General features: G+C 64.2%; 19 protein-coding genes and 1 pseudogene. 17 read left to right on the top strand and 3 right to left on the bottom strand.

Features of this window, described 5'->3' with window-relative positions:
* Positions 1-3 precede the first annotated feature (3 nt).
* The 6 genes and pseudogenes from PCE31107_RS19120 to PCE31107_RS19095 all read left to right on the top strand — a co-directional run bounded on the left by PCE31107_RS19120 (position 4) and on the right by PCE31107_RS19095 (position 7,748).
* Entirely contained in the window at positions 4-1,923 is a 1,920-nt protein-coding gene (locus PCE31107_RS19120; protein WP_150610304.1) for a polysaccharide biosynthesis protein, read from the top strand.
* 191 nt (positions 1,924-2,114) lie between these two features.
* Positions 2,115-3,236, top strand: a pseudogene (locus PCE31107_RS19115) (cytochrome c oxidase subunit II); the annotation flags it as partial.
* A gap of 955 nt (positions 3,237-4,191) precedes the next feature.
* Complete coding sequence (gene ctaD, locus PCE31107_RS19110) at positions 4,192-6,030, top strand: cytochrome c oxidase subunit I (RefSeq protein ID WP_150610302.1); 1,839 nt, start codon at positions 4,192-4,194, stop codon at positions 6,028-6,030.
* A complete protein-coding gene (locus PCE31107_RS19105) occupies positions 6,027-6,662 on the top strand; it encodes a cytochrome c oxidase subunit 3 (RefSeq protein WP_150610301.1) in 636 nt (211 codons plus the stop codon). The genes ctaD and PCE31107_RS19105 overlap by 4 nt, the downstream gene beginning before the upstream one ends.
* Before the next feature lie 19 nt (positions 6,663-6,681).
* Complete coding sequence (locus PCE31107_RS19100; protein WP_150610300.1) at positions 6,682-7,374, top strand: heme-copper oxidase subunit III family protein; 693 nt, start codon at positions 6,682-6,684, stop codon at positions 7,372-7,374.
* Between the two features lie 8 nt (positions 7,375-7,382).
* Positions 7,383-7,748: a cytochrome C oxidase subunit IV family protein gene (locus PCE31107_RS19095; RefSeq protein ID WP_150610299.1), complete on the top strand. Its 366-nt coding sequence runs from the start codon at positions 7,383-7,385 to the stop codon at positions 7,746-7,748.
* A gap of 27 nt (positions 7,749-7,775) precedes the next feature.
* On the opposite strand, the gene PCE31107_RS19090 is transcribed toward PCE31107_RS19095, so the two are convergent.
* On the bottom strand, positions 7,776-8,708 hold the full coding sequence (locus PCE31107_RS19090) for a LysR family transcriptional regulator (protein WP_130027488.1): 933 nt from the start codon (positions 8,706-8,708) through the stop codon (positions 7,776-7,778).
* Positions 8,709-8,974: 266 nt separating this feature from the next.
* On the opposite strand from PCE31107_RS19090, the gene PCE31107_RS19085 reads away from it, so the two are divergent.
* The 10 genes from PCE31107_RS19085 (at position 8,975) to PCE31107_RS19040 (ending at position 20,272) form a co-directional block, all read left to right on the top strand.
* Complete coding sequence (locus PCE31107_RS19085) at positions 8,975-9,748, top strand: putative hydro-lyase (protein WP_130028012.1); 774 nt, start codon at positions 8,975-8,977, stop codon at positions 9,746-9,748.
* Between the two features lie 267 nt (positions 9,749-10,015).
* Positions 10,016-11,344 (top strand): MFS transporter, encoded by a 1,329-nt coding sequence (locus PCE31107_RS19080; RefSeq protein WP_150610298.1) that lies wholly within the window; start codon positions 10,016-10,018, stop codon positions 11,342-11,344.
* A 231-nt stretch (positions 11,345-11,575) separates the two neighbouring features.
* Positions 11,576-15,247: a hydantoinase B/oxoprolinase family protein gene (locus tag PCE31107_RS19075; protein WP_150610297.1), complete on the top strand. Its 3,672-nt coding sequence runs from the start codon at positions 11,576-11,578 to the stop codon at positions 15,245-15,247.
* A 158-nt stretch (positions 15,248-15,405) separates the two neighbouring features.
* Entirely contained in the window at positions 15,406-15,807 is a 402-nt protein-coding gene (locus PCE31107_RS19070; protein WP_150610295.1) for a hypothetical protein, read from the top strand.
* A 13-nt stretch (positions 15,808-15,820) separates the two neighbouring features.
* Positions 15,821-16,345 (top strand): hypothetical protein, encoded by a 525-nt coding sequence (locus tag PCE31107_RS19065; protein WP_130027485.1) that lies wholly within the window; start codon positions 15,821-15,823, stop codon positions 16,343-16,345.
* A gap of 94 nt (positions 16,346-16,439) precedes the next feature.
* Positions 16,440-17,066: a hypothetical protein gene (locus PCE31107_RS19060; protein WP_130027484.1), complete on the top strand. Its 627-nt coding sequence runs from the start codon at positions 16,440-16,442 to the stop codon at positions 17,064-17,066.
* Positions 17,063-17,578 carry a tetratricopeptide repeat protein gene (locus PCE31107_RS19055; RefSeq protein WP_150610293.1) on the top strand — a complete coding sequence of 172 codons (516 nt, stop codon included), beginning with the start codon at positions 17,063-17,065 and terminating at the stop codon, positions 17,576-17,578. The genes PCE31107_RS19060 and PCE31107_RS19055 overlap by 4 nt, the downstream gene beginning before the upstream one ends.
* On the top strand, positions 17,575-19,104 hold the full coding sequence (sctE, locus tag PCE31107_RS19050) for a type III secretion system translocon subunit SseC family protein (protein ID WP_150610291.1): 1,530 nt from the start codon (positions 17,575-17,577) through the stop codon (positions 19,102-19,104). Before PCE31107_RS19055 ends, sctE begins: the two co-directional genes overlap by 4 nt.
* Before the next feature lie 60 nt (positions 19,105-19,164).
* Entirely contained in the window at positions 19,165-19,839 is a 675-nt protein-coding gene (locus PCE31107_RS19045; RefSeq protein ID WP_150610289.1) for a hypothetical protein, read from the top strand.
* Positions 19,840-19,843: 4 nt separating this feature from the next.
* Positions 19,844-20,272 carry a hypothetical protein gene (locus tag PCE31107_RS19040; RefSeq protein WP_017233535.1) on the top strand — a complete coding sequence of 143 codons (429 nt, stop codon included), beginning with the start codon at positions 19,844-19,846 and terminating at the stop codon, positions 20,270-20,272.
* Between the two features lie 7 nt (positions 20,273-20,279).
* Here the strand turns inward: PCE31107_RS19040 and PCE31107_RS19035 are convergent, their stop codons facing one another.
* Positions 20,280-21,755: an SLC13 family permease gene (locus tag PCE31107_RS19035; RefSeq protein WP_150610287.1), complete on the bottom strand. Its 1,476-nt coding sequence runs from the start codon at positions 21,753-21,755 to the stop codon at positions 20,280-20,282.
* 239 nt (positions 21,756-21,994) lie between these two features.
* Here PCE31107_RS19035 and PCE31107_RS19030 point away from each other — a divergent pair, with 239 nt between their 5' ends.
* Positions 21,995-22,324 (top strand): GIY-YIG nuclease family protein, encoded by a 330-nt coding sequence (locus PCE31107_RS19030; RefSeq protein WP_174966730.1) that lies wholly within the window; start codon positions 21,995-21,997, stop codon positions 22,322-22,324.
* On the opposite strand, the gene PCE31107_RS19025 is transcribed toward PCE31107_RS19030, so the two are convergent.
* The gene (locus PCE31107_RS19025; protein ID WP_174966729.1) at positions 22,296-23,450 is read right to left on the bottom strand and encodes a serine hydrolase domain-containing protein; all 1,155 of its coding nucleotides are present in this window, start codon (positions 23,448-23,450) and stop codon (positions 22,296-22,298) included. The genes PCE31107_RS19030 and PCE31107_RS19025 overlap by 29 nt on opposite strands.
* Positions 23,451-24,080 lie beyond the last annotated feature (630 nt).

The raw sequence follows: 24,080 nt of genomic DNA, 5'->3' as shown, positions 1-24,080 counted from the left end.
GCCATGCTAACCAAAATTATCGGTCTACCGCGCGGCGTAAAGACCGGCCTGATGTTAGTGGCCGATGCGATATTGCTTCCACTATCCCTGTGGACTGCTATCGGCCTGCGGGTCGATATTTGGCATTTCCCACAGTTGCATGCGTGGTGGGTATATCTACTCACGTCGATCGTCGCTATCCCGATTTTCATTCGGTTGGGGCTTTACCGCGCAGTCGTTCGCTACATGGAAACGCGTGCATTGCTGATGATCGGCGTTGCGGTAACGATTTCGGTGTGGCTGTTCGCGGGCTTGCTGGCGCTGTTGACCCTGCCGTCGGTGCCACGAGGCGCGCTGTTGGTCTATTGGATGATCGCGGTCTTATACATTGGCGCCAGCCGCTTTTTGGCACGTTCTCTGTTGCGAAGTTTGCTGCCGAATTCTCGGAATCCGTACGGTCGCAGGGGCGTGGCTATTTATGGCGCAGGCAGCGCGGGATGCCAGTTGGCAATGGCGCTTCGCGCTGGGCGCGAATATCAGCCGCTGCTGTTCGTCGACGACGACAAAGCGTTACAACGGCTGGAGATCATGGGCTTGCGGGTCTACGAACCGTCGCAATTGCCGACGTTGATCGAGCGATTCGATGTCAGTCAGGTGCTGCTGGCAATCCCGTCGATGTCGCGTCAGCGACGAATCGAGATAATTGACCAGCTCGAACCGCTGAAGGTTGAGGTGCGCGTAATTCCAGGGATGGCAGATCTGGTCGACGGTGTTGTGCAGGCCTCCGATACGCGCGAAATTGAAATCGACGAACTACTTGGGCGAGACATTGTGCCACCGAGCGATAGCATGCTCGATGCGAACATTCGCAACAAATGTGTGATGGTTACGGGAGCCGGCGGATCGATCGGGTCGGAATTGTGTCGGCAGATTTTGCGTCAGGAACCGCGTACCCTCATTCTCTACGAAATTTCGGAGTATGCGCTTTACCTGATCGAGGCCGAGCTTAATGCTGCGCTGCAAAAAGCGAAATTCGACGTGGAAATCGTTCCGGTTCTCGGGTCGGTGCAAAACCCCGTCCGGTTACGCAGCATAATGACGCGCTATGTGGTGCAGACGGTCTACCACGCGGCGGCATACAAGCATGTGCCGATCGTCGAGTTCAACATGATCGAAGGTGTGTTGAACAATACGTTCGGCACCCATGCCACGGCTCAAGCAGCCATTGCTGCCGGCGTCGAAGCGTTTGTTCTGATTTCGACAGACAAGGCTGTTCGGCCGACAAATGTCATGGGCGCGAGCAAGCGCTTCGCTGAGTTGATATTGCAGGCCTACGCCAGCGACCCCACTATCCGAACCCGCTTCTGCATGGTGCGTTTCGGCAACGTACTCGGCTCGTCGGGTTCAGTGGTGCCACTGTTCCGTCGCCAGATCGAAGCTGGCGGGCCCGTGACGGTGACGCATCCAGACATCATTCGCTACTTCATGACGATTCCCGAAGCGGCACAACTCGTCATCCAGGCCGGTGCAATGGGCGCTTCGGGAGAGGTGTTTGTCCTCGACATGGGCGAACCCGTGAAAATTGTGGATCTGGCACGGCGCATGATTCACCTGAGCGGCTATTCGGTACGCGAGGACGGGAATCCAGACGGCGACATTGAAATTCGCTTCAGCGGACTCCGACCAGGGGAGAAGCTGTACGAGGAATTACTGATCGGCGACGACGTGAGCGGCACCCGGCATCCAAAGATCATGATGGCCAACGAGATGTTCATCAGCCGGCCCGATCTCGAAAAGGAGCTTGCGCAGTTAGAGGCCGCATGTGCGCGTATTGACCACGAGCGAGTCATCTCATTATTGCGCCGCTGCGTGTCCGGCTTCCGACCCGAGGCGGAGATTCGAGACCATCTTTACGGCGCTTCTGGCACTCTTCACTTGCATTGAAACTTGACTCCTGACGCATTCGGCATAGCCTTGGAAATGTGGGATCCGACTTCGAACGCGATGTGACCGGGCAAGCGTCACCAGGAGGTGAGCCAAGTGAAGTGTGCTCCAACTAGCGAACTGGGCTTCGAAGGTCATCAGGCCTTAGGCATGTGGTGCCGCTGGGGTCAACAAGGTCGAGGCGATTCGCCATGGCCCTGCCCATCCTCCTGACCATCGTCGTCGCCGCAGCCCTGGCCTTCCACTTCTGGAGTCCGTGGTGGCAAACGCCGCTCGCGTCGAACTGGCGCCAGATGGACGACACCCTCACGATTACGCTAGTCATCACCGGCGTGGCCTTCGTTGCCGTCAATCTCTTCGTTGCCTGGGCGATTTACCGTTACCGCCACCGTGACGGGCACCGCGCGGCCTACGAGCCGCACAACCGATGTCTCGAAGCCTGGCTGATCGGTATCACCACCATTGGCATAGCCGCCATGCTCGCGCCGGGCCTATTCGTCTATGCCAAGCTCATCAATCCCCCCGCCAATGCCCGCGTCGTTGAAGTCGTCGGCCAGCAGTGGCAATGGCGTTTCCGCCTGCCGGGCCCAGACGGGCGGCTCGGCAGTTCCGACCCGAGTTATGTCACCGCCGACAACCCGCTCGGTTTGAACCCCAAGGATCCCGCGAATCAGGACAACCGTATCGTCGACGCCCCCGAACTGCACCTGCTCGTGGGCCAGCCGGTGAAATTGCTGCTGCGCGCAAAAGACGTCCTCCATGACTTCTATGTCCCGCCATTTCGCACGCGTATGAATATGGTGCCGGGCATGGTCACGCAGATGTGGCTTACGCCGACGCGGACCGGGCGGTTCGACATCCTTTGTGCGCAACTTTGCGGCGTCGGCCATGCCAACATGCGCGGCGTCGTTGTCGTCGACGACAAGCCCGCCTACGATGCCTGGGTGGCAACACTCCCCACTTTTGCTGCACTGCAAGCGCAACATGCCGGGGCGGCGACGTCCGACCCGCTCGCGACCCAAGGCAAATTGCTGGCGCAAGCCAAGGGCTGTGCCGCGTGCCATACGGTCGACGGCTCCCCCGGGGTGGGACCGACATGGAAAGGTCTGTATGGCACGATCCAGACGTTTCAGGATGGCAGCTCGGCGCACGTCGATGACGCTTATCTGGCGACCTTCATCCGCAATCCGACCGCTCGCGTGCCCAAGGGCTTCGCGCCGATCATGCCCAAGCTCGATCTCACTGATGACGAGCTAAAGGCCCTCATCGCGTACATTCGGACGCTGGGTACCGCGCAACCTCCTGACGCCGCCCCTTCACCGCCTGCAACACCTGCGCCTGCCGCAGTCGTACCCGCGCCCCGTCATCCGGTAACTTTGGCCCCAGTGGCTCAGCCGGCTCGTGCGCAGTCCGCCCTATCGACGCCAGAGGCGGCCCAGAGCGCGTCGACAGGGTTCGTCACCGCGGGGTTTCCGGCCGACGCGCCTCGGCGAAATCGCCCTACCGAAATCGTCGTACCCGTCGCATCGGCATCCGGATCGGTCACCTCCGCGCAGCCCAATCCCCAGACATCGCAGCCGGTCGTACAACTCGCCCAAAATTCACTGCTTACACCGCGACCGCCCGCGCAGTACGCGCCGCTAACGCCATCCGGTCCGTCCAGCTCAAGCTCGCAGCCGCCGTCTCAGCCTGGACGCCGGTCGGGGCAAGCGCCGGGGCTGCCGTTGCAGAACGACCCGAATACGACGTTGCCGCCGCTTGCCATCCCGCCATCACAGCCAGTCAATCCGCCGTCGGGACCCGTGCAGCCGCGCGTGCCGATGATTCGTCCCGCACCTTAAATCGGCCTCACACTTTGTAGACGTTTCGTCGCAGACCCATCACTACGGAGAGATCGGAAAAAGCTCTGCAAAGTCAGCGCCTCGACGCAAGACTGCACAACAAGGGACAACACGGGACAACACGGTACAGCACGGGACAGCACGGGACAGCGCGGGATAGCACGGTACAGCACGGTACAGCACGGTACAGCACGGTACAGCACGGTACAGCACGGGACAGCACGGGATAGCACGGGATAGCACGGGACAGCAAGGGACAGCAAGGGACAGCAAGGGACAACACGGCACAACACGGCACAACACGGCACAACACGGGGTAGCACGACGCAACACGACGAACGACATAGCGCGATACGCCACAACACAACACGAGACAACGCAACACAACACAACTCAAATCAGCGCAGAACCCACAGGGAGACAAGTCATGACCGGCGACTCCGACAGTTCCGACAGCGCAGCGCACGCGGGCGGGTACCACGGCGCCCCGCACAGCTTCTGGACGAAATACGTCTGGAGCCAGGACCACAAGGTCATTGCGGTGCAATACGCGCTCACGGCCATCGCCGTGGGGCTCGTCGGTCTCGTGCTCTCGAACCTCATGCGCATGCAACTGGGCTTCCCGGGCAAGTTCTCGTTCATCGACGCCAATCACTACTACCAGTACGTCACCATGCACGGCATGATCATGGTGATCTACCTGCTCACCGCCCTTTTCCTCGGCGGCTTCGGCAACTACATGATCCCGCTGATGGTCGGGGCGCGCGATATGGTCTTCCCATTCCTGAACATGCTCAGCTACTGGGTCTACCTGCTCGCCGTCATCGTGCTGATGGTGAGCTTCTTCGTGCCCGGCGGGCCGACCGGCGCGGGCTGGACCCTCTACCCCCCTCAAGCGATTCTCCCCGGCACGCCGGGCACCGAGTGGGGCATCGTGCTGATGCTCGTCTCCCTGGCGATCTTCATCGTGGCCGCCACCATGGGCGGCCTCAATTACGTCACCACCGTGCTGCAGGCGCGCACCGAAGGCATGACGCTGCTGCGCATGCCGCTCACGGTCTGGGGCATCGTAATGGCCACGGTGCTCGCGCTGCTGGCCTTCCCGGCCCTGTTCGTCTCCGCCGTCATGATGCTGCTCGACAAGACCCTGCACACGAGCTTCTTCATGCCGGCCATCGTGTCGATGGGCCAACCGCTCGACTATCGCGGCGGCAGCCCGCTCCTGTTCCAGCACCTGTTCTGGTTCTTCGGTCACCCGGAGGTGTACATCGTCGCGCTGCCCGCGTTCGGCATCGTCTCCGATCTCATCAGCGTGCACGCGCGCAAGAACATCTTCGGCTACCGCATGATGGTCTGGGCGATCCTCGCCATCGGCGTGCTCTCGGTGGTTGTCTGGGCGCACCACATGTTCATCAGCGGCATGAATCCGTATTTCGGATTCTTCTTCGCCACGACCACGCTCATCATCGCCATTCCCACCGCCATCAAGGTCTACAACTGGGTGCTCACGCTGTGGCGCGGCGACATCCACCTGACCGTGCCGATGCTCTTCGCCATCGGCTTTATCAGCACCTTCGTGATCGGCGGCCTCACCGGACTCTTCCTCGGCAACGTCAGCGTCGACATGCCGCTGTCGAACACCTACTTCGTGGTCGCGCACTTCCACATGGTGATGGGCGTGTCGCCGCTGCTGGTGATTTTCGGCGGCATCTACCACTGGTATCCGCTCATCACCGGCAGACGGATGAACGACCGCCTCGGCCAATGGCATTTCTGGATCACGTTCCTCGGCACCTACGCGATCTTCTTTCCGATGCACTACCTCGGCATCCTCGGCATGCCGCGCCGCTATTACGAGTTCAAGGGCTACAGCTTCATCCCGGAGTCGGCGCACACGATGAACGCCTACATCTCGGTCGCAGCTTTCATCGTGGCCGCCGGGCAATTGTTGTTCCTGTTCAACCTTGCCTGGAGCGTACGACACGGCAAACCGGCCGGCGCGAATCCGTGGCGCGCGGCGTCGCTCGAATGGCAGACGCCCGACGTACCGCCCGTGCACGGCAACTGGGGACCGACGCTGCCCGTGGTCTATCGCTGGCCTTACGAATACAGCGTGCCGGGCGACATTGACGACGTCGTGCCGCAGAATCTCGCCCCCGATCCGCGACGCCCCGCCACGCTGGTAGATGGCGACTCGGCGGCGCTGCACCGTCGCGACACGCCGCCGCCTCCACCGCGCAAGTCGCCCAAGGGAGCCGCACCATGAAGCCCGCTCCCTCATGGCCGTCCCCGCCATCAGGGGGCGCGCCCATCGCTCAGCCGCAGCGTCGCGCGGCGTCGCAGATCGCACTCTGGTGGCTCATGGGCGTGATCGGCATGCTGTTCGCGCTGATGCTCGTGGCGTATGTCATGCGCATGAGTCTCGGCGACTGGCGTCCGTTGCCGTCGATCAACGCACTGTGGATCAACACAGGAGTGCTGGCGGCCGCATGCCTCGTGATGCAGTCGTCGGCCTGGCAAGCGCGACGTGGCGAGTTGCGACGTTCACGCCGGGAATGGGCGCTGGCGGGCGGGTTCGCGCTCGCGTTCGTCATCGGACAGCTTTGGGTGTGGCACGACCTGACGGTGCGTCACTTCGGCGTGGCCGGCAATCCCGCCAACAGTTTTTTCTTCCTGCTTACTGGATTGCACGCATTGCATCTGCTCGGGGGCGGGATCGCGTGGGCGTGCCTGGCGTCGCATCGGCTCACGCATGCCGCGCGCGCGCGTCGCCTGTCCTTGACCGCGCAGTATTGGCACTTCCTTTTCGTGCTCTGGATCGTGCTTTTCGCGGCCATCGTCAATCTCACGCCGGAGATCGCGCAGCGACTGTGCGGCACGGCCGCCGTCGGCTCGTAACGCGTCGAGGAGCGACATCGTGAATACGCCTTCGTCTGCATCGTCCCCGTCGACTGAATTGCCCGCCGGTTGGCGGGGCGTCGTCACCGATTGGTCGGGAGATCGCGCTGCGTTCCACGTGCCGTGGGGCAAGGCGATGATGTGGATCTTCCTGCTCTCGGACACGTTCGTGTTCAGCAGCTTCCTCATCGGCTACATGACGGTGCGCATCTCGACGACCGCCCCCTGGCCAAGCCCGGCGGAGATCTTCGCGCTCAATGTGAACGGTCATCCGGTGCCGCTGCTGCTCATCGCCATCATGACGTTCACGCTCATTACCAGCAGCGGCACCATGGCGATGGCGGTGAACTACGCCTACCAGCGCGACCGCGACAAGACAGCCGCATGCATCCTCGCAACGGCCTATATGGGCATCGCATTCGTGGGCATGCAGGCATTTGAATGGACCAACCTGATCGTGCACGAAGGCATCCGGCCGTGGGGCAATGCGATGGGCGCTGCGCAGTTCGGCGCGTGCTTCTTCATGATCACGGGCTTTCACGGGCTGCACGTGAGTGCGGGCGTCATCTATCTGCTCACGGTGATGCGCAAGGTACTCAATGGCACACTCGAGCGACGTGGTAACTATCAGCTCGTCGAGATCGCGGGCCTGTACTGGCACTTCGTCGATCTCGTCTGGGTGTTCATCTTTGCGTTGTTCTATCTCTGGTAGGAGGAGCGATGGAATCCTCTGCGACTCCGGTACCCAATGCCACTCACGCCGCGGCTTCCGGCAGCGACCACGGCGGGCAGCAGCATTCGGTCGGTATCTATCTCAAGGTGTGGGGATTGTTGTTCGTGCTCTCGACATTCTCATATCTCGTCGACTACGCCGATCTGCAGGGCTACTTGCGATGGGGGTTGATTCTGGCGCTGATGGTGGCCAAGGCAGGCCTGATCGTGGCCGTGTTCATGCACATGCGCTGGGAGCGGCTCGCGCTCGTCTACGCGATCCTCATTCCGCCGCTCGCATTGCTCGTGTTGATGGCCCTCATGGCGGCGGAAGCGGACTACACGTTCCTCACGCGACTGGCGCACTTCGGGTAGATCGCACGGAGCGATCGCCGCAACGCCTCACAACAATTCCACCAGCCGCCGGTCGCTCTTGCGGCAGTATTCCGAGCACGCCGTGCGCGCGGCCGTGGCCGCCCCATGCACGAAGAGCGGGGCGTCGGCGCGTCGCGACATCGACACCACGATGGACGGCGGCGCCGGCTGCAACGGCAACTCCGCGACTTCACCGCTCGCAATCAGATCGTCGACGAACAGCCGCGGAATCGCCGCGACACCAAAGCCGTCTCTCACCAACTGCACGATCACGGCAATCGACGGCGACCCCGTAATGCGGGTCTCCGAGAGCGGCACGCCATGCACGCCCGCCAGCTTCGCCACGATGTCCTCCAGCGCCCGGTGCGGGGCCGTGCCGCGCCCGTAGGTCAGGATCGGATGCTGCAGCACCTGCTTCGCAAGCCCGCTGCGCGTGTTCGGAAACATGCCCGTGCGCGCGATCCAGTGCACCGGATAGTTGGCGAGCGCATCGCACACCACGCTGCTGTCGTCGCTGCCCTCCACGCGGATGATGAGATCGAGTTCGTCCGCGATCAGGCGGCGCTGCAACTGCACCGAGACGTCCACCGTCAACTCGACTTCCAGCGAAGGATAGTCGGCCGCCAGACGTCGCAGATAGTGCGGCAGCCAGCTATGCACGACGGTCTCGATCACGCCGAGACGCAACCGTCCGCGCAAGGTGCTTTCGCCCGATGCCGCCGCTTGCAGACGTCGCGCCGCCTCCACCACCGCCTTGGCATAGCCCAGCAGGTATTCGCCGTTGGGTGTGAGCCGAAATTCCCGACTGTCGCGATCGACCAGCACGGTTTTCAACTCCTCCTCGAGTGTCTTGAGCCGTTGTGAGATCGCCGCCGGCGTGGCGTGCAGCGCCGCGGCCGTTGCACGGAAGTTGCGCAGCTTGGCCAGCGTGACGAACGTTTCGAGAAATCGCGTGTTCATGGGACTCGGCGGGGACTCGGCGGGCCGGGAGCGCGCCCAAAATTTGACCTCGGATCGAGGAAGAAAAAAAGCAACGAACCTCGGGAAAACCCGTGACGTTGTTAAGAAATTCTATACGGCAGCGCGTAGAAAAACTCGTTAGCGACAACTTTTTTTTCTTTCTATGCTTCAGCCATCCGATGCCACCGCGGCATCGCCCCTCAAACGCCGGAGCAGTCATGAACCATCCCGCCGTGCTCGACGACCTCGCCTCACAACGCGATGCCATCACGCCCTTCGCATTCCGCCAGGCGGTGCGCAGCGGCCAGTTCCGGAAGCCGACCGCCGGGTACTGCGGCGACTTCGCGCAGGCCAACCTCGCGATCCTGCCGGAGGCCCACGCGCACGATTTCCTGCGCTTTTGCCAAAGTAACCCGAAGGCCTGCCCGCTGCTGGGGGTAGGCGAGCCGGGGCAATGGCATGTGCCGGCGCTGGGCCGCGAGGTGGATATCCGCACGGACGTGCCGGGTTACAACGTCTATCGCAACGGCAAGCTCGCCGAAACGGTCGATCACCTCGCCGAGGTCTGGCAGGACGATTTCGTCGTCTTCGCCATCGGCTGCTCGTTTTCGTTCGAAGGCATGCTGGCACAGGCAGGCATTGGGCTGCGTCACGTGGAAGAGGGACGCAACGTGCCGATGTACCGAACGAACATCGCCAATCAGCGCGCCGGAAAGTTCGGTGGCGAGCTGGTCGTGTCGATGCGTCCGATGAAGGGGGCCGATGCGATTCGCGCTGTGCAGATCACGAGCCGGTTCCCCGGCGTGCACGGCGCGCCGATCCACATCGGCGACCCGGCGGCGCTCGGCATCACGGATTTGAACAAGCCGGAGTTTGGCGACGCCGTCACCATTCGCGACGGCGAGCTGCCTGTCTACTGGGCCTGTGGTGTGACGCCGCAGACCGCAATCATGGAGGCCAGGCTGCCGATCGCCATCGCGCACCGGCCGGGCTACATGCTGATGACGGATATCCCGAACGCGTCGCTCGCCGTTTTCTGATCGCGCGCGACGTGCGTTGCACGGCACCCGGGCATCACGGCAATACCGACGACAGCGACGCATGATCTGAAGCACCACGCAGACTTCACGCAGGCATCAAGCATCACCAAAGCATCACCCGAGCACCAAGTACGACAGAAACACCGCGCCATGACGGGAGGCGGCAGGGGATCGATCGCCTGCCGGTGACCGCACACGCCCATCGGAGAGCGCGGCCCGAGGGCACATCACACGGCAAGTCACGACATCACCGGAGCCTTTTTTCTCATGGAAAGCAAAACCCCTCTCGCGCCCCCGGCGGCAGTCTCCGCCGGCACGCCCGATACGTCTGAGCAGGGCGGCAGCCTGTTCGGCTGGTACGGCGACGCCACCCCGCGCCAAAAGCGCGCCTTCTGGAGCTGCAAGGTCGGTTACATGCTCGACGGCATGGACACCCAGATGCTGAGCTTCGTCATTCCGACGCTGGTCGCGACGTGGGGCATCAGTCTGGCCGACGCCGGCTTCATCGGCACGCTGACGCTACTCGCGTCGGCGCTCGGCGGCTGGGCGGCCGGCATTCTTTCGGATCGCATCGGTCGTGTGCGCACGCTGCAGCTCACCGTGCTGTGGTTCGCCGTTTTTACCGGTCTGTGCGGACTCGCGCAGACCTACCATCAACTGCTCGCCGCGCGCGCGCTCATGGGCTTCGGTTTCGGCGGCGAATGGACGGCCGGCGCCGTGCTCATCGGTGAAGTGATGCGCGCCCGCGACCGTGGCAAGGCCGTGGGGCTTGTGCAGTCCGGCTGGGCCATCGGCTGGGGCCTGACGGCAATTCTCTATTCGGTGCTGTTCTCGCTGTTTCCCGCCGAAATGGCCTGGCGCGGATTGTTCCTGATCGGCCTGCTGCCCGCGCTGCTCGTGCTATTCATTCGTCGCTACGTGCAGGAGCCGGAGGTCTATCAGAAGGAGAAGGCCAAGCAGACGTCGGACGACGCGCCCGGCCTGGCCGCTATCTTCAGCCCGGCATTGCTCTCGACGACGATTCGCGCCGCGCTGTTGACTACGGGCGCACAGGGCGGCTACTACGCCATCACGACGTGGCTGCCCACGTACCTGAAGACGGAGCGCCATCTCACGGTGATGGGCACCGGCGGCTACCTCGCCATGATTATCTTCGGCTCGTGGGTCGGCTATCTGGCCAGCTCGTATCTGACGGACCGGCTCGGCCGCAAGCCGAACTTCATTCTGTTCGCTGTGGGCTCGATGGTGATCGCGTTCTCGTACACGTCGCTGCCGCTGACCGATAGCGCCATGTTCTGGCTCGGCTTCCCGCTCGGCTTCTTCGCCTCGGGCATCTTCAGCGGCATGGGCGCGTTCCTGACCGAGTTGTTCCCGACGCGAGTGCGTGGCTCCGGCCAAGGCTTCTGCTACAACGTCGGCCGTGCCGTGGGCGCCCTGTTCCCGTTCCTGATCGGCATGCTCTCGAAGCAATACGGCCTGGGCACGACCATCGGCATCTTCGCCGGCGTGGCCTACGGCGTGCTGATTTTGGCAGCGCTTACGCTTCCCGAAACCCGCGGCCGTGATCTCGATTCGCTCGAGGCGCACACGCAGTGACACGCGACACCCTGTGCCAATGAAATACCGCGGCAGCCGTCGCTGCCGCGTCCGATGACTTCTCTTTAATTCTCCCGATAACGAGATTTGCGAGTGTGTAGCGCGGCGGACGACATCGGCCGCGCCACACGCCGGGACACGCGCGCCCTGCGCCAACACAGCATGACGACGGTGCCCCCCGCACCGTCACCCCGTCGATTCACGTTTGACCATTGCTTTGCGAGTGACCCCATGACGAACGCCCTCACGCCCTCCGCCCAAAACCAGGCCCCCGCGCACCAGACCGCTTCGCGCTGGCAGTTCTGGATCGACCGCGGCGGCACCTTTACCGACATCGTGGCGCGCCGCCCGGACGGCACGCTCGTCACGCACAAGCTGCTCTCCGAGAACCCCGAGCAGTATCGCGACGCCGCCGTGGCCGGCATCCGTCACCTGCTGGACCTCGCGCCGGGCGAGCCGATCACGCCCGAGCGGGTCGAGATGGTGAAGATGGGAACCACCGTGGCCACCAACGCGCTGCTCGAACGCAAGGGCGAGCCGCTCGCGCTCGTGACGACGCAAGGCTTTCGCGACGCGCTGCGCATCGCGTATCAGAATCGGCCGCGCCTGTTCGATCTCGATATCGCATTGCCGGAGGCGCTGTATGCGGAGGTCGTCGAGATCGACGAACGTGTCGGTGCGCATGGTGAAGTCGTGCGCGAACTCGATGCCGAGGCGACGCGTCGCGCGCTGGAAGCGGTCTACGCCAAGGGGATTCGCGCGCTCGCCATCGTACTGATGCACGGCTACCGCTATCAGGCGCACGAAAAGGCGCTGGCGGCGATGGCGCGTGAACTGGGCTTCTCGCAGGTCTCCGTCTCGCACGAAGTCTCGCCGCTCATGAAGCTGGTCTCGCGCGGCGACACGACCGTCGTCGACGCGTATCTGTCGCCGATTCTTCGACGCTATGTCGAACAGGTCGCGCAAGAGATGCCGGGCGTCAACCTGCAGTTCATGCAGAGTAGTGGCGGCCTCACCCGTGCCGACAACTTCCAGGGCAAGGACGCCATTCTGTCCGGCCCGGCCGGCGGCATCGTCGGGATGGTGCGCGCGTCGAGCGCGGCGGGCTTCGAGCGGGTCATTGGCTTCGACATGGGCGGCACGTCGACCGACGTCTCGCACTATCACGGCGAGTTCGAGCGCGTGTTCGAGACGCAGGTCGCCGGTGTTCGCATGCGCGCGCCGATGATGAGCATCCACACGGTAGCCGCCGGCGGCGGGTCGGTGCTGTCGTTCGACGGCACGCGTCTGCGCGTGGGACCCGATTCGGCCGGCGCCAATCCGGGGCCGGCGGCTTATCGACGCGGCGGACCGCTCACGGTGACCGACTGCAACGTCATGCTCGGCAAGATCCAGCCCGCGCATTTCCCGAAGGTGTTCGGCCCGAACGCCAACGAGCCGCTCGATCGCGATGTCGTGGTGGCGAAGTTCACCGCAATGGCCGCGGAGATCGAGCAGGCGACCGGCCGCCGCCAGACGCCCGAAGCCCTCGCGGAAGGCTTCCTCGAAATCGCCATCGGCAGCATGGCCAACGCGATCAAGAAGATCTCGGTGCAGCGCGGCCACGACGTGAGCCGCTATGTGCTGACGACGTTCGGCGGGGCCGGCGGCCAGCACGCCTGCGGTGTGGCCGATGCCCTCGGCATGACGAAGGTCTTCGCGCATCCGCTCGCCGGGGTGCTCTCGGCCTACGGCATGGGCCTCGCGGATCAGACGGCGATGCGTGAGCGCATGATCGAAGCGCCGCTGTCGGACGACGGACTGGCGGCGCTGGAAGACGCGCTTGGCGCGCTCGCCGACGACGCCGTGAACGTCCTGCTGTCCCAGGGCGTGCCACCGTCGCGCATCGACACGGTGCGTCGCGTTCACGTGCGTTACGCGGGGACCGATTCGGCGCTGGCGGTGCCGTTCGGTAACGTCGAACAAATGCGCGCGGCCTTCGAAGCCGCCTATCGTCAGCGCTATTCGTTCCTGATGGACGGCGCTGCGTTGATCGTCGAGGTGGCGTCGGTCGAAGCCATCGGTCGCTCGGATGCGCCCGTCGACATCGCTTCGCTCGATGCCCGCACGTCTGGCGCACCGCAGGCGGTCGATCGCGTGAAGCTCTACGCCGGTGGCGCATGGCACGAGGCGGCGCTGTTTGCCCGCGATACGCTGCTCGCGGGAGACACCATCGACGGGCCCGCCATCGTTGCCGAGAAGAGCGGCACGACGGTGATCGAGCCCGGCTGGCAGGCGCAGATGAGCGCGCAGGGCAACCTCGTGCTGGCGCGCGTGGTGCCGCGCGCCACGCAACGCGATGCCGCTGACCGGGACACGCAAGCCGATCCGGTGCGTCTGGAGATCTTCAACAATCTCTTCATGTCGATTGCCGAACAGATGGGGCTGCGTCTGCAGAACACGGCGTATTCGGTGAACATCAAGGAGCGTCTGGATTTCTCGTGTGCGTTGTTCGACCGCGACGGCAACCTCATCGCCAACGCGCCCCACATGCCGGTGCACCTGGGCTCGATGGGCGAGAGCATCAAGACAGTGATCGAGCGCAATCGCGGCAAGATGCGCGACGGCGATGTCTTCATGCTCAACGACCCGTATCACGGGGGTACGCATTTGCCGGACGTCACGGTCATCACGCCGGTGTTCGTGGGCGCGGAAGGTGCCGCGAACGCCGAGCCGCTCTTCTACGTCGGCTCGCGGGGCCATCACGCGGATATCGGCGGGATCACGCCGGGATCGATGCCGCCGGATTCGACGCACGTCGAGGAGGAGGGCGTGCTCATCGACAACTGGCAACTGGTCGCGGCGGGCGAACTGCGCGATCGCGAGACGCGCGGGCTGTTGGCCGGTGCGCGCTACCCGGCACGCAATATCGACCAGAACATGGCCGATCTGCGGGCGCAGGTCGCGGCGAACCAGAAAGGCGTCGATGAACTGCGTCGCATGGTGAGCGAGTTCGGGCGCGACGTGGTGCTCGCCTATATGGGGCACGTGCAGGACAACGCCGAAGCCGCCGTGCGCCGCGTGATCGGCGCGTTGGCCGACGGGCACTATCGCTACGCACTGGATAACGGTGCGGTGATCGAGGTGGCAATTCGCGTCGATCACGCCACGCAAGGCGCGACCATCGACTTCACCGGGACGTCGGCGCAGTTGCCGAACAACTTCAATGCGCCGCGGGCCGTGTGCATGGCCGCCGTGCTGTATGTCTTCCGCACGTTGGTCGACGACGACATTCCGCTCAACGCGGGCTGCCTGAAGCCCCTGACGGTGATCGTGCCGCAGGGCTCGATGCTCAACCCCGTGTACCCGGCGGCGGTGGTGTCCGGCAACGTGGAGACGTCGTCCGCCATCACCAACGCGCTCTACGGTGCGCTGGGGCGTGTGGCGTCGAGCCAGGGCACGATGAACAACTTCACGTTCGGCAACGAGACGTATCAGTACTACGAGACCATCGCGGGCGGTAGCGGCGCGGGCGAGGGCTTCCATGGCGCCGACGCGGTACAGACGCACATGACCAACTCGCGACTGACGGATCCGGAAGTGCTGGAGTGGCGCTATCCCGTGCGCCTTGAGAGCCATCGGATTCGCCTCGGGTCGGGCGGCGCGGGGCGCTGGCATGGCGGCAACGGGGCCGTGCGACGTATTCGCTTCCTTACCCCGATGACCGCGTCGATTCTCTCCAACAACCGCGTGCATGCGCCGTTCGGGGCGCAAGGCGGGGCGGTGGGGGCGCTGGGGGCGAACTACGTGGAGCGCGTGGATGGCACGCGCGAGACGCTGGCGCACATCGGCCGCACGCAGATGCAGCCGGGCGACATCTTCGTTGTCGAGACGCCGGGAGGGGGGGGATTTGGTGTCGCGTAAGTGATTCGTAACGGGTAACGACGCCACGCGGATGGGAAATCGCTGAAGCAGGGCGTGATACCGGAAGGGAATGCTGCCTTTGCAAAGGCAAGCGTCGAGCGTCTTCGTACGATGCGTTATGTCTTCAACGACTGATCGCAACATACGGAGGCGCTCCCATGTCTGACCCGTTGCAACGTTCCACCCTCGCATCCCCCACGTCCGCCGAGCCGGTGCAAGACGCGGCGGACGATCTTCTTGTTCAGTACGAACGCGCATGCGCCGACATGCAGATGGCCGGACGAAAGTTGCACCGGCAGATGCAGGACTACCACGCCGTGCTCGACGAGGTCGCGCGTCTCGAAGCGGCCGGCACCCCCGACGCCCGCGAGAAGCTCAAGCGACTCGAAGCGCTCGTCGCGAGCGAGGCCTTCCAGCGCAACGAGCGAGAGATCCGTCGCATGACGGCGGCCCTTGCGCACACGATTGAGCGGATGCGCGATGACGCGCCCGTACCGCTCGCGCCGGTGTCGGCCGCCCCAGCGAAGCGTGCGCCGGCCGTGCGCCGCGTGTGTGCCTGAGACGGGGTTCGACATGATCGATCGAATCTCCGGCACCGCATCGCGTCCATACCCCGACGTCACATCCACGAGTGGCGCGTCGCCCATCGATTCCTCAAACCCGCTGCTCGCGACGATTGCCGTGGCCAGCGATCGATTGACCGCCTTGCAATCGATGGCCGACGCCTGGCTCCTGTCGGCACAAGCGCGTGTCGGCGTTGCTCGCGAAGCGCGCGATTTCGCAACGTTGGTGGGCGCCATGGCGCAGCGAGCGTCCTCCGGCACGACACCCGAGCGCTTGCCACCCGCGCTGCGAGACTTCGTGATTCGACACGAACTGGTGTCACCGCAGGTCGCCGACGCGCCGTTCGATGCGGCCAATCTGCAAGCACTGGAAGGGCAGCTTCAGTCGCTGGCCATGATCGACAGTGCGTCGAGCACAAGCGAACAGATTCAGCTCAAACGCTTCGTCACCCGCTATGACAACACGCTCACGCTCTACAACGCGGTGATTGCCAAGCTTGGAGAGATCACGAAGCGCATCGTGAACAGCATCTAACCCGTTTCAAAGGGCCGCGCAGGTCCGCCGTCGAACGTCGATATCGACGTTCCTCTGCCAGCCCCGATTTCACTGACTTCAGGACTCAAGCCTCATGACGATCATCCAGTACGCCTCTTCCCGCCTCCTGCCCCCGCAAACCGGACTCACGCGCGACATCAATGTCGGCGGCGTCACGAAGTCGCTCGATTTCCACGGAACGCTCGCGCAATACGCCATGTTGATGATGGAGATGAACAACGGCGAGGCGCAGCACATGATCCAGGAGATGCAGCGACGCCAGAAAGAAGGACAGGAGGCGCGCGAGGTAGCGAACCTGATCGAATCACTGATCAACGATATCGGCTCGGACACATCGAAGAAGAAACTCGTCGGTGACGGCATTCGAGCGTTCTTCGACAAGCACAACATCCAGATCACCGTGAACGGCGACGGGTCGAAGAAAACGATGATGGAGTGGGAGTCGCGTACGAAGCGCGTCGGCGAGCCCGGCTACACCACGCCGACGGGGAGCAGCGCGCAGTACAACGCGTCCGATCTGCGCACGCTGAAGGCTGCGGCCGAGGGCTTCACCGAACAGGCGTCCGACAGCCGCACCGTCGACCAGATCAAGATCAACAAGAAGCTGCAGGAGTACAACGGCGCCTCGACGTTGGTGAACACGATCTACAGTTCGCAGGGCTCGCAGCTCAACCAGATCAACGGATCGATGCGCACATGACCGCGACCACGTCCCCCGATACCGCGCTGCCGGATCTCCGCGCAGACGAAGCGCCAGCCATCCTTTCACGCTTCTTCGAAAGCGGGGGCGTGCTTCGGATGCTGGCCGATCTCGACGAGGCAGACCTCGCGCGTGTGCGCGCCCACGCATGCCAGCGGTTCGCCCAAGGACAGATCGCCGCGGCGCAACGGGTGTACTTCGTACTCGCCACGCTCGACCAATGGTCGTTCGACGATTGGTATGGGCTTGGGCTGAGCTACCAGCGACTCGGGCAGCACGAACAGGCGCTGCCGTGCTTCGCGAAGGCCGGCCTGATCCATGCGTCGGACCCGCGCCCGCCGTACCTCGCCGGGATGAGTTACGTGCATACCGGCAACCGGGAGTTCGCTCGCAAATCGTTTGACGCAACGCTACGCATCTGCGGACAACTGCCTCACCACGACAAGCTTGCCCGCTCGGCACGGGCGCGACGCGATGCGCTGAATGCCACTTCGGATCCTAAATCAACATGACCGCCATTTATTCCCCACGAGCCGCTTACGCACCCGCCTGGACCGGCAACGTCGGCCACGCGCCCGCGGCTGACGCCACTGCCGCTGTCGCGGACAACGGCATCGAGTCGCCGGACGCCAATCGTCAACGGCGCGAACGCCTGGACTGGCTGCGCACCGAAGACTTCGCACCGGACCCGTCGACCGGCGTCGACTGGCAAGGCGCCGACGACGCGTTCTCCCGCCTGCTGAATCGTCTCTTTGCCGTGGGCAGCGGACTGGCGGCGAACGCGCTGGGGGCGTCCAGCGCCGACGGCGCTTCGAACGCCTCAACCCTCTCTGCGCTCGAGAACGTCGATCCGTCCACGCTGGCGATGATGGCGTCGATGATCGCGATGGACGCGCTGGGCGACACCGCGAAGTCCACGCAGCGGGCGCTGACGTTGATGGGCGAGCGTCAGGAAAAGCTGCGTCAGGAGGACATCAAGAAGTATCGCGAGCAGATGGACGCGAAGACCGAGGATGCCAACAAGGCCCGCAAGGGGGGCATCTTCGGTGTGGTGTTCGACTGGCTCATCGCAGCGGTCGACGTGGTGGTCGGCGCGGTCAAGGTCGTGACGGGTGTGCTCACCATGAACCCGTTGATGATCGCGGGTGGGGTGGCCGATGTCGGCGCGGGCATTGCCGGGCTCGGCATGGCGTTCCACAGGACGATGGCGCTGGTCGATCCGAAGAACGCCGCCTATCACGAGAACGAGGCGACCAAGTGGGGACACGCGCAATTGGCGTTCCAGATGCTCGGCATGGTCATCGGCTTCGGTACGTCGATCAGGGGCTTCATTGCCAAGCGCGCAACGACCAAAGCCGCGAGCCGTGTGTTCAAGGCGGGCGCGGGGGAGGCGCTGGAGCAGGCGGTCAAATCGGGCGACAAGACAGCCGTCGCAGCGATCAAGTCTCGCGTGGTCTCCGAGATTGGCTTCGTCGTCGGCAACGAGGTCGGCAAGCGCGTGGGCAAGTCGCTGCTGCAAAGCGGCACGCAGAGCGGGCGTCGACTGGCGAAGGCCGGCTTCAATCGCATGGCCGAGCAGTTCACGCAGCAGATGGTCGAGCAGATGGCCTCGCGCGCCTTCAACAAAGTCGCGAAAAACGCCGCGAAGCAAGTCGCCAAGGGCAAGGCGGTGACATCGAAGGAACTGACCAAGGCCTTCACGTCGAGCATGAATATGCAGGGCTACTTTGCCATTGCGCGGGGTTCGTGGTCGCTCTCCATGGCTGCTCGAGGCGTGTTCAAGGGCGCCAGCGCGCTCGGTCAGGGCATTGTCGGTGTACAGCGCGCAAAGCTGCAACTTGAAGCCCGCGATCTCGCCGTCGACATGATGTGGTTGCAGTTGTTGATGCAAATGAATGGCGACGACAAGAAGCGTGCGGCCAAACGCATGGAAACGCTCGTGGGTCAGCAGAGCGACATCGCGGTGTCCACCGGCGAGCAAGTGCAGAAAACGGGCGAGATGCGTATTCGTATCGCGGCCTCGTTGTCCCGGGCGTGAACCCGCGCGGACCTTTCGGACGCGGCGTTGCGCCGCGTTGTCTACCTACGGAGTGATGACATGACTTATGCATTGAGTTCGACGTTGGCGAATCCGCGTCAGGCCGGGATCGCCGCACCCGACGCCCAGCAACGCGCGGCGACCGACGACGAGGGCACGCGCGTGCTGCCGCGCATTCGCGAGCAGGTCGACGGACTTCAATCCGCGCAGGCGCTCATCGCCCTGTTTCTCGCCATGCGGGTGGCCGAGCGCAACACCGACCAGTCGTATCGCACGCGTCACGACGCGATGGTCTTCGAGCGCGGCCAGACCGCGCGCACCGAGAAGTACAACGCCAACAACTCGCATTACCGCGCCGGGTTGTATTCGGCCATCGGCGGCATCGTCTCCGGTACCTTCTCGTTGGTCGGCGGTGTGGGATCGGGCGCGGCAGGGTTTGGGGGCGAGTTGGGCAAGTTGAGAGTGGTCGGCACGGCGGTCGGCGAAACGACCAAGGGCGTCAGCCAGTTCGTGAAGTCGCCGTTCGATGTCGTGTCCAACGACGATTCGCTTGCCGGACGCGATAAGGATGTGCTCGGCGAGTTCGAGATGTCGCTCACCGAGGAGACGCGTCGCACCAACGATCGGCTGCGTCAGCGCATTGACGCGACCAGCGCGGACATCCGTGAGGTGTCGCGCGCGATGTACGGCATGATCGGCCAGCAAGTCACGAAGATGTACGACACCATCCGATAAGCCCATGACCGTTTGCGAGCGCGCCGTTGCGGCATTCTTCAGAGCCCACCGTTTTACGGCGCGCGTCGAAATCTGCGAACGCACGCACGTCGAACTGGGACAGCGCGTCGAGAACGGCGAGCTGTCCCTTTGTCATCGTCTCGACCGTGTGCCTGCCGGTGTCGTGCTGACGATCACCGACTTCCGCCTCGACGCCGAAGCGAAGGCAAGCGAGCATGCCGTGAGGCGCTTCTGCCAACTGATCCGGACACTGTTGCGCACGGTGCCCCATGTCGGCTACGTGCGCGGCATGATCCTGCCCGGCGTGAGCGACACGCGCGTTCGAGCCACACGTCTACGTCTCGGTGCGATTCTCGAACGCGAGGGGGCGTTCTGGCGTGAGGAAGATGGCGATCGATGGCTGGTCTTCTGTCGGGAACCTAGCCGTCGATAGGAGGCATTCAAGGCAACATGCGGAGCAGGTGCCACCAGAGGTAGTCGAGCGGGAAGAGGAAGACGAGCGTAATGACCGTCATGACGACGGTCAGCCGCGTGCCATCGCGCATGCCGACGCCACCCAGATGCATCGCAATCATCATCGGCGGGCTCTGATAGGGCAGGAGGACGGTGGAGAACACCGGCACTTGCAACATCAGCACAGTGTAGAGCGGCAGGCCGCTCGCGCTCGCGAGCTGTCCCGCGAGCGGGGTGAGCACCGCCGGCAGGCCGGGAAGCGTGGCCACCAGTCCGATGGCCGCGCCGATGGCGATGAGCCATGCGGCATTGATCGCGGGGGTGCCCGGTGTCATGCTCACCGCATCCAGGCATAGCCGTGCGAGCTTCTCGCCCAGCCCTGAATCCGCGACGACCGCGCCCACACCGAGAAAGCCCGCGACGTAAATAAGCGGCGTGATGTGCATCTGCTCGGTGAAGGTCTTCGGCGTGATGATGTGAATCGCGGGGAGCAGGCAGAGGATGGCCGCGGCAACGGAAATCCATGCGGGCGAGATGCCGTGCCAGGCATCGGTCGCGAATCCGGCGAGCGCCAGCGCCAGCAATACCGAGAGGCGCCGGGCGTCGTTTGACAGCGGAGGCGCGGCGCCGTGGGTCACCTGGGTGAGGGGGCCGTCGTCGGGGAACAGGCGGCAGATCACCCATACCAGAAGGGCGGCCTTGAGCGCACCGAGGACAGGGAAGTGCAGCAGCAGGTAGGGCGCGTAGTGCAGCTTTACGCCGTAGAACGAGTCCGCCGCGCCCATGAGCACACTGTTCGGAATGTTGGCGGGCAGGATCGTCGTGGGCGGCATGTAGCTCGCGGCGGCGACCATCATCACCAGACCGGTGCGTCCGCGCCGACCCTCGGTGAGGCCGATGCGATCGGCGAGCGCGAGCACGATGGGGATCAGCAGCAGAATGCGTCCCGTCGTCGAGGGCATGACGAACGCCAGCCCCACGCAGGCGACCATCACCGACGCCACATAACGCGCATACGTTGGGCGCTTGAGTGCGAACAGCGTTGCGGCCAGACGCGCGCCGAGGCCTGTCGTGCGCACCGCGATACCGGTCACCGCACCCCCAAAGACGAGCCACCACGCAGCCGAATGAAACCCCGCGAAAATCACTTCCGGCTTTGCGACATGCAGCAGGACGGCGAGCAGGAAGAACGTCAGCGTCGTGATCGGTTCCGGGAACAGGCCGAAGGCCCACGCTCCGATGGTGAACAGCACGAGCACGGCGGCCTGCGCGGCGGTGGGCGACAGGCCGAGCGAGGTGCTGCCATGGCTGGCGGCCCACAAGGCGGCAGCGAACATCCCGTAAATGACGTAACCGCCGAGGGTGCGCACCCGTGACCGCAGGCGTTCGCGGCGCAATACGTCGGCCGCCGAGGGGCGGTGATGGCGGGGATCAGGGGTGTCCGGCGAGGCGGGTTCGGTCATGGCGCTTGTCGTTGTGGTGTTGGGCCAGGCAGGCGTGTTACGCGGTCCGGCGGCGATGAGGGGGCGCGCTTGCATCGCCGTGGGCATATCGTATGCTAGCGACTTCGACAGCGTCACCCGATCAGGACAAAATTCGTCGCGAACATGCCACGCTCTGTACCCGCGCCTGCCCAGTGCCCCAACGTCTTTGCCATACCGCGCGGATCGCACGACTTCCGCTACGAATCGTGGGCGACGCGATGATGGCCGTCGCGCCGAAGCCCTGGTTCGTCTATCTGCTGGAGTGCGCGGGCGGACGCATCTACACCGGCATCACCGTCGACGTAGAAGCGCGCTATGCGGCGCACGTCGCGGGCAAGGGCGCACGCTTCACGCGCGCTTATCCGCCGTCGCGCATCCTGCTCTCGCTCACCTTTGCCGATCGCTCAGCTGCCTCGCGGGCCGAGTACCGCGTCAAGCAACTGAGCGCGTCGCAGAAGCGAGCGCTCATTGCCGGCACGTTCCTTTGCGATCTCGGCGATGTCCGCGCCGCCGCCGACTTCAAGGCACCAGGCGTGCCTGACGAATGATCCGGCGCACGTCGCGCTGGATCGCACCGAACTGGCCGCGCGACGGAATTGGCGACACCACGAGCGCCCAACTGTCGCCGGGTACGGTCTTCTCCACCACGGTGTAGTAGGTCGACTGGGTGCGGAAGAAGTCGGCGATGCCGTCGTGACTGATGCGATAGTTTCGCTCGCCCGCGCCGGGCACCATGAATACGCCAAGCGTGTAGTAAACGTCGCGATCCGCGCTGACCGGGCCGGAGCGCTTGTCGAGCAACAATGTGCGCAGCGTCTTCTCCGTGAGCAGGCTCGGCCGGCGGATGTCGAACACGCGCCAGACCTTGAGCAGTGCGCTCGTCGACATCTGCCACCCGGCGAACGGAGCCAGCAGACGCCAGTTGTCGGGCAGGGTGGCGCCGGTAATGCCTAGCGGCGCGAAGATGTGCGTTTCGCAGAAGTCCTTGTAATCGTCGCCGGAAACCGCTTCGATCACCATGCCGAGCAAGAGATACGACACGTTCGAGTAGACGAAATCGGACTTGCCTGTCGAGTGCCCGGCGTCGCCGGCGTCGAGATAGTTGAAGAAGTCCGCGCTGCCGCCCACACGGCGGATCGCCAGTCCGCTGAACAGGCCGTTCACGGGATCGTTGTAGCCGTTCGTGGCGAGCCCCGCGCGATGCGCGAGCAGGCGTCGCACGGTCAGCTCGCGCAACGACGGGTCGAGCGGCTTGCCGTGCTGTTTCGAATACGTGTCGAGCAGATCGCCGAGCGTTGCGTCGAGCGAGAGTTTGCCCTGCTGCACGAGCAGCGCAATGCCGATGGCCGTGACCGACTTCGACAGACTGGCGACGGGCAGCAACTGTTCGACGCTGTCGCCCGGTGTGGCCGCTTCGAGCCCCACGCCGGCATCCGATTCCGTGCGCAGCCAGACATGAGACAGGTTGTAGCGCTCCTTGAGCTGCGCCACGCCCTGCGTGAGCGTCGCCTGACCGATGGGCACCGCCGGTCGGATCGGTTTGGCCGCGCCGGACGACGGCAGCGCCACGACGACCGGACTCGTGGTCGCGGCAAGCGGCGACGACGCCGCTGACGACGCGGGCGTAGCCGCCGACGCGGTCTGGGCGAGCGCATGGCCCGCGGTCATTAACATGGCAGTGCCCAGCAAGGCACTCAGGACACCGACGACGGCGCGGCGCACGCAGGCACCCCGTCGCCCCGTCGCGCGCGCGACGACATGCTCGTTGCGCCGCGATAGCCGCGGCATTGTCAGACGTGCCCCTGCCGGACGGCTGTGCCGTTCGACGTACATTTTCTATTCCCCCCGCGCACGATGCTTCGAACCACAAATCGACTCTCTTCGGAGCCAGAAAGGTTCGGGGTGCGCACGTGTCGCTTTGCGGCGCTCTTCGATATCGAAGTTTAGGAAAAACTTCGTTCAAACAACCAGTAAAAACGCTGAATTCTACATTAAATTGCATTTATGGAGATCAAATGCCCATAGCGGCGCGCAATCGCGCGGTGGCAATGTTGGGCGGCGGGGGCAGCGCCCGAGCCGTTATCGACGAGACCTGTCACGCATCGCGGTGTAAGCTATCGCCCTGACAGGCTCTGACTCGCCCACAGGCCATGGGAGCGGCGTCCCGTAGGTGACGTCGTGCCGGCTGAAGGATCGACCGATACATGACTGAACCCTCCCGCGCGCGCCCGAGCCGGCCCGCCGATGCACCTTCCTCCGTGGCGCTGCCGATGGACGCCGCCGCGGCGTCCGCCGGTGGCGGGG

This window comes from Pandoraea cepalis, assembly GCF_902459625.1.
Lineage (GTDB): Bacteria > Pseudomonadota > Gammaproteobacteria > Burkholderiales > Burkholderiaceae > Pandoraea > Pandoraea cepalis.
This window is presented reverse-complemented; position numbering and strand designations above follow the sequence as displayed.

Bases quoted from the DNA above. Each gene is read 5' to 3' on its own strand.
- PCE31107_RS19120 (WP_150610304.1), top strand. From the start codon at position 4: ATGCTAACCAAAATTATCGGTCTACCGCGCGGCGTAAAGACCGGCCTG.
- ctaD (WP_150610302.1), top strand. From the start codon at position 4,192: ATGACCGGCGACTCCGACAGTTCCGACAGCGCAGCGCACGCGGGCGGG.
- PCE31107_RS19105 (WP_150610301.1), top strand. From the start codon at position 6,027: ATGAAGCCCGCTCCCTCATGGCCGTCCCCGCCATCAGGGGGCGCGCCC.
- PCE31107_RS19095 (WP_150610299.1), top strand. From the start codon at position 7,383: ATGGAATCCTCTGCGACTCCGGTACCCAATGCCACTCACGCCGCGGCT.
- PCE31107_RS19090 (WP_130027488.1), bottom strand. From the start codon at position 8,708: ATGAACACGCGATTTCTCGAAACGTTCGTCACGCTGGCCAAGCTGCGC.
- PCE31107_RS19080 (WP_150610298.1), top strand. From the start codon at position 10,016: ATGGAAAGCAAAACCCCTCTCGCGCCCCCGGCGGCAGTCTCCGCCGGC.
- PCE31107_RS19075 (WP_150610297.1), top strand. From the start codon at position 11,576: ATGACGAACGCCCTCACGCCCTCCGCCCAAAACCAGGCCCCCGCGCAC.
- PCE31107_RS19070 (WP_150610295.1), top strand. From the start codon at position 15,406: ATGTCTGACCCGTTGCAACGTTCCACCCTCGCATCCCCCACGTCCGCC.
- PCE31107_RS19065 (WP_130027485.1), top strand. From the start codon at position 15,821: ATGATCGATCGAATCTCCGGCACCGCATCGCGTCCATACCCCGACGTC.
- PCE31107_RS19060 (WP_130027484.1), top strand. From the start codon at position 16,440: ATGACGATCATCCAGTACGCCTCTTCCCGCCTCCTGCCCCCGCAAACC.
- PCE31107_RS19055 (WP_150610293.1), top strand. From the start codon at position 17,063: ATGACCGCGACCACGTCCCCCGATACCGCGCTGCCGGATCTCCGCGCA.
- sctE (WP_150610291.1), top strand. From the start codon at position 17,575: ATGACCGCCATTTATTCCCCACGAGCCGCTTACGCACCCGCCTGGACC.
- PCE31107_RS19045 (WP_150610289.1), top strand. From the start codon at position 19,165: ATGACTTATGCATTGAGTTCGACGTTGGCGAATCCGCGTCAGGCCGGG.
- PCE31107_RS19040 (WP_017233535.1), top strand. From the start codon at position 19,844: ATGACCGTTTGCGAGCGCGCCGTTGCGGCATTCTTCAGAGCCCACCGT.
- PCE31107_RS19035 (WP_150610287.1), bottom strand. From the start codon at position 21,755: ATGACCGAACCCGCCTCGCCGGACACCCCTGATCCCCGCCATCACCGC.
- PCE31107_RS19030 (WP_174966730.1), top strand. From the start codon at position 21,995: ATGATGGCCGTCGCGCCGAAGCCCTGGTTCGTCTATCTGCTGGAGTGC.
- PCE31107_RS19025 (WP_174966729.1), bottom strand. From the start codon at position 23,450: ATGTTAATGACCGCGGGCCATGCGCTCGCCCAGACCGCGTCGGCGGCT.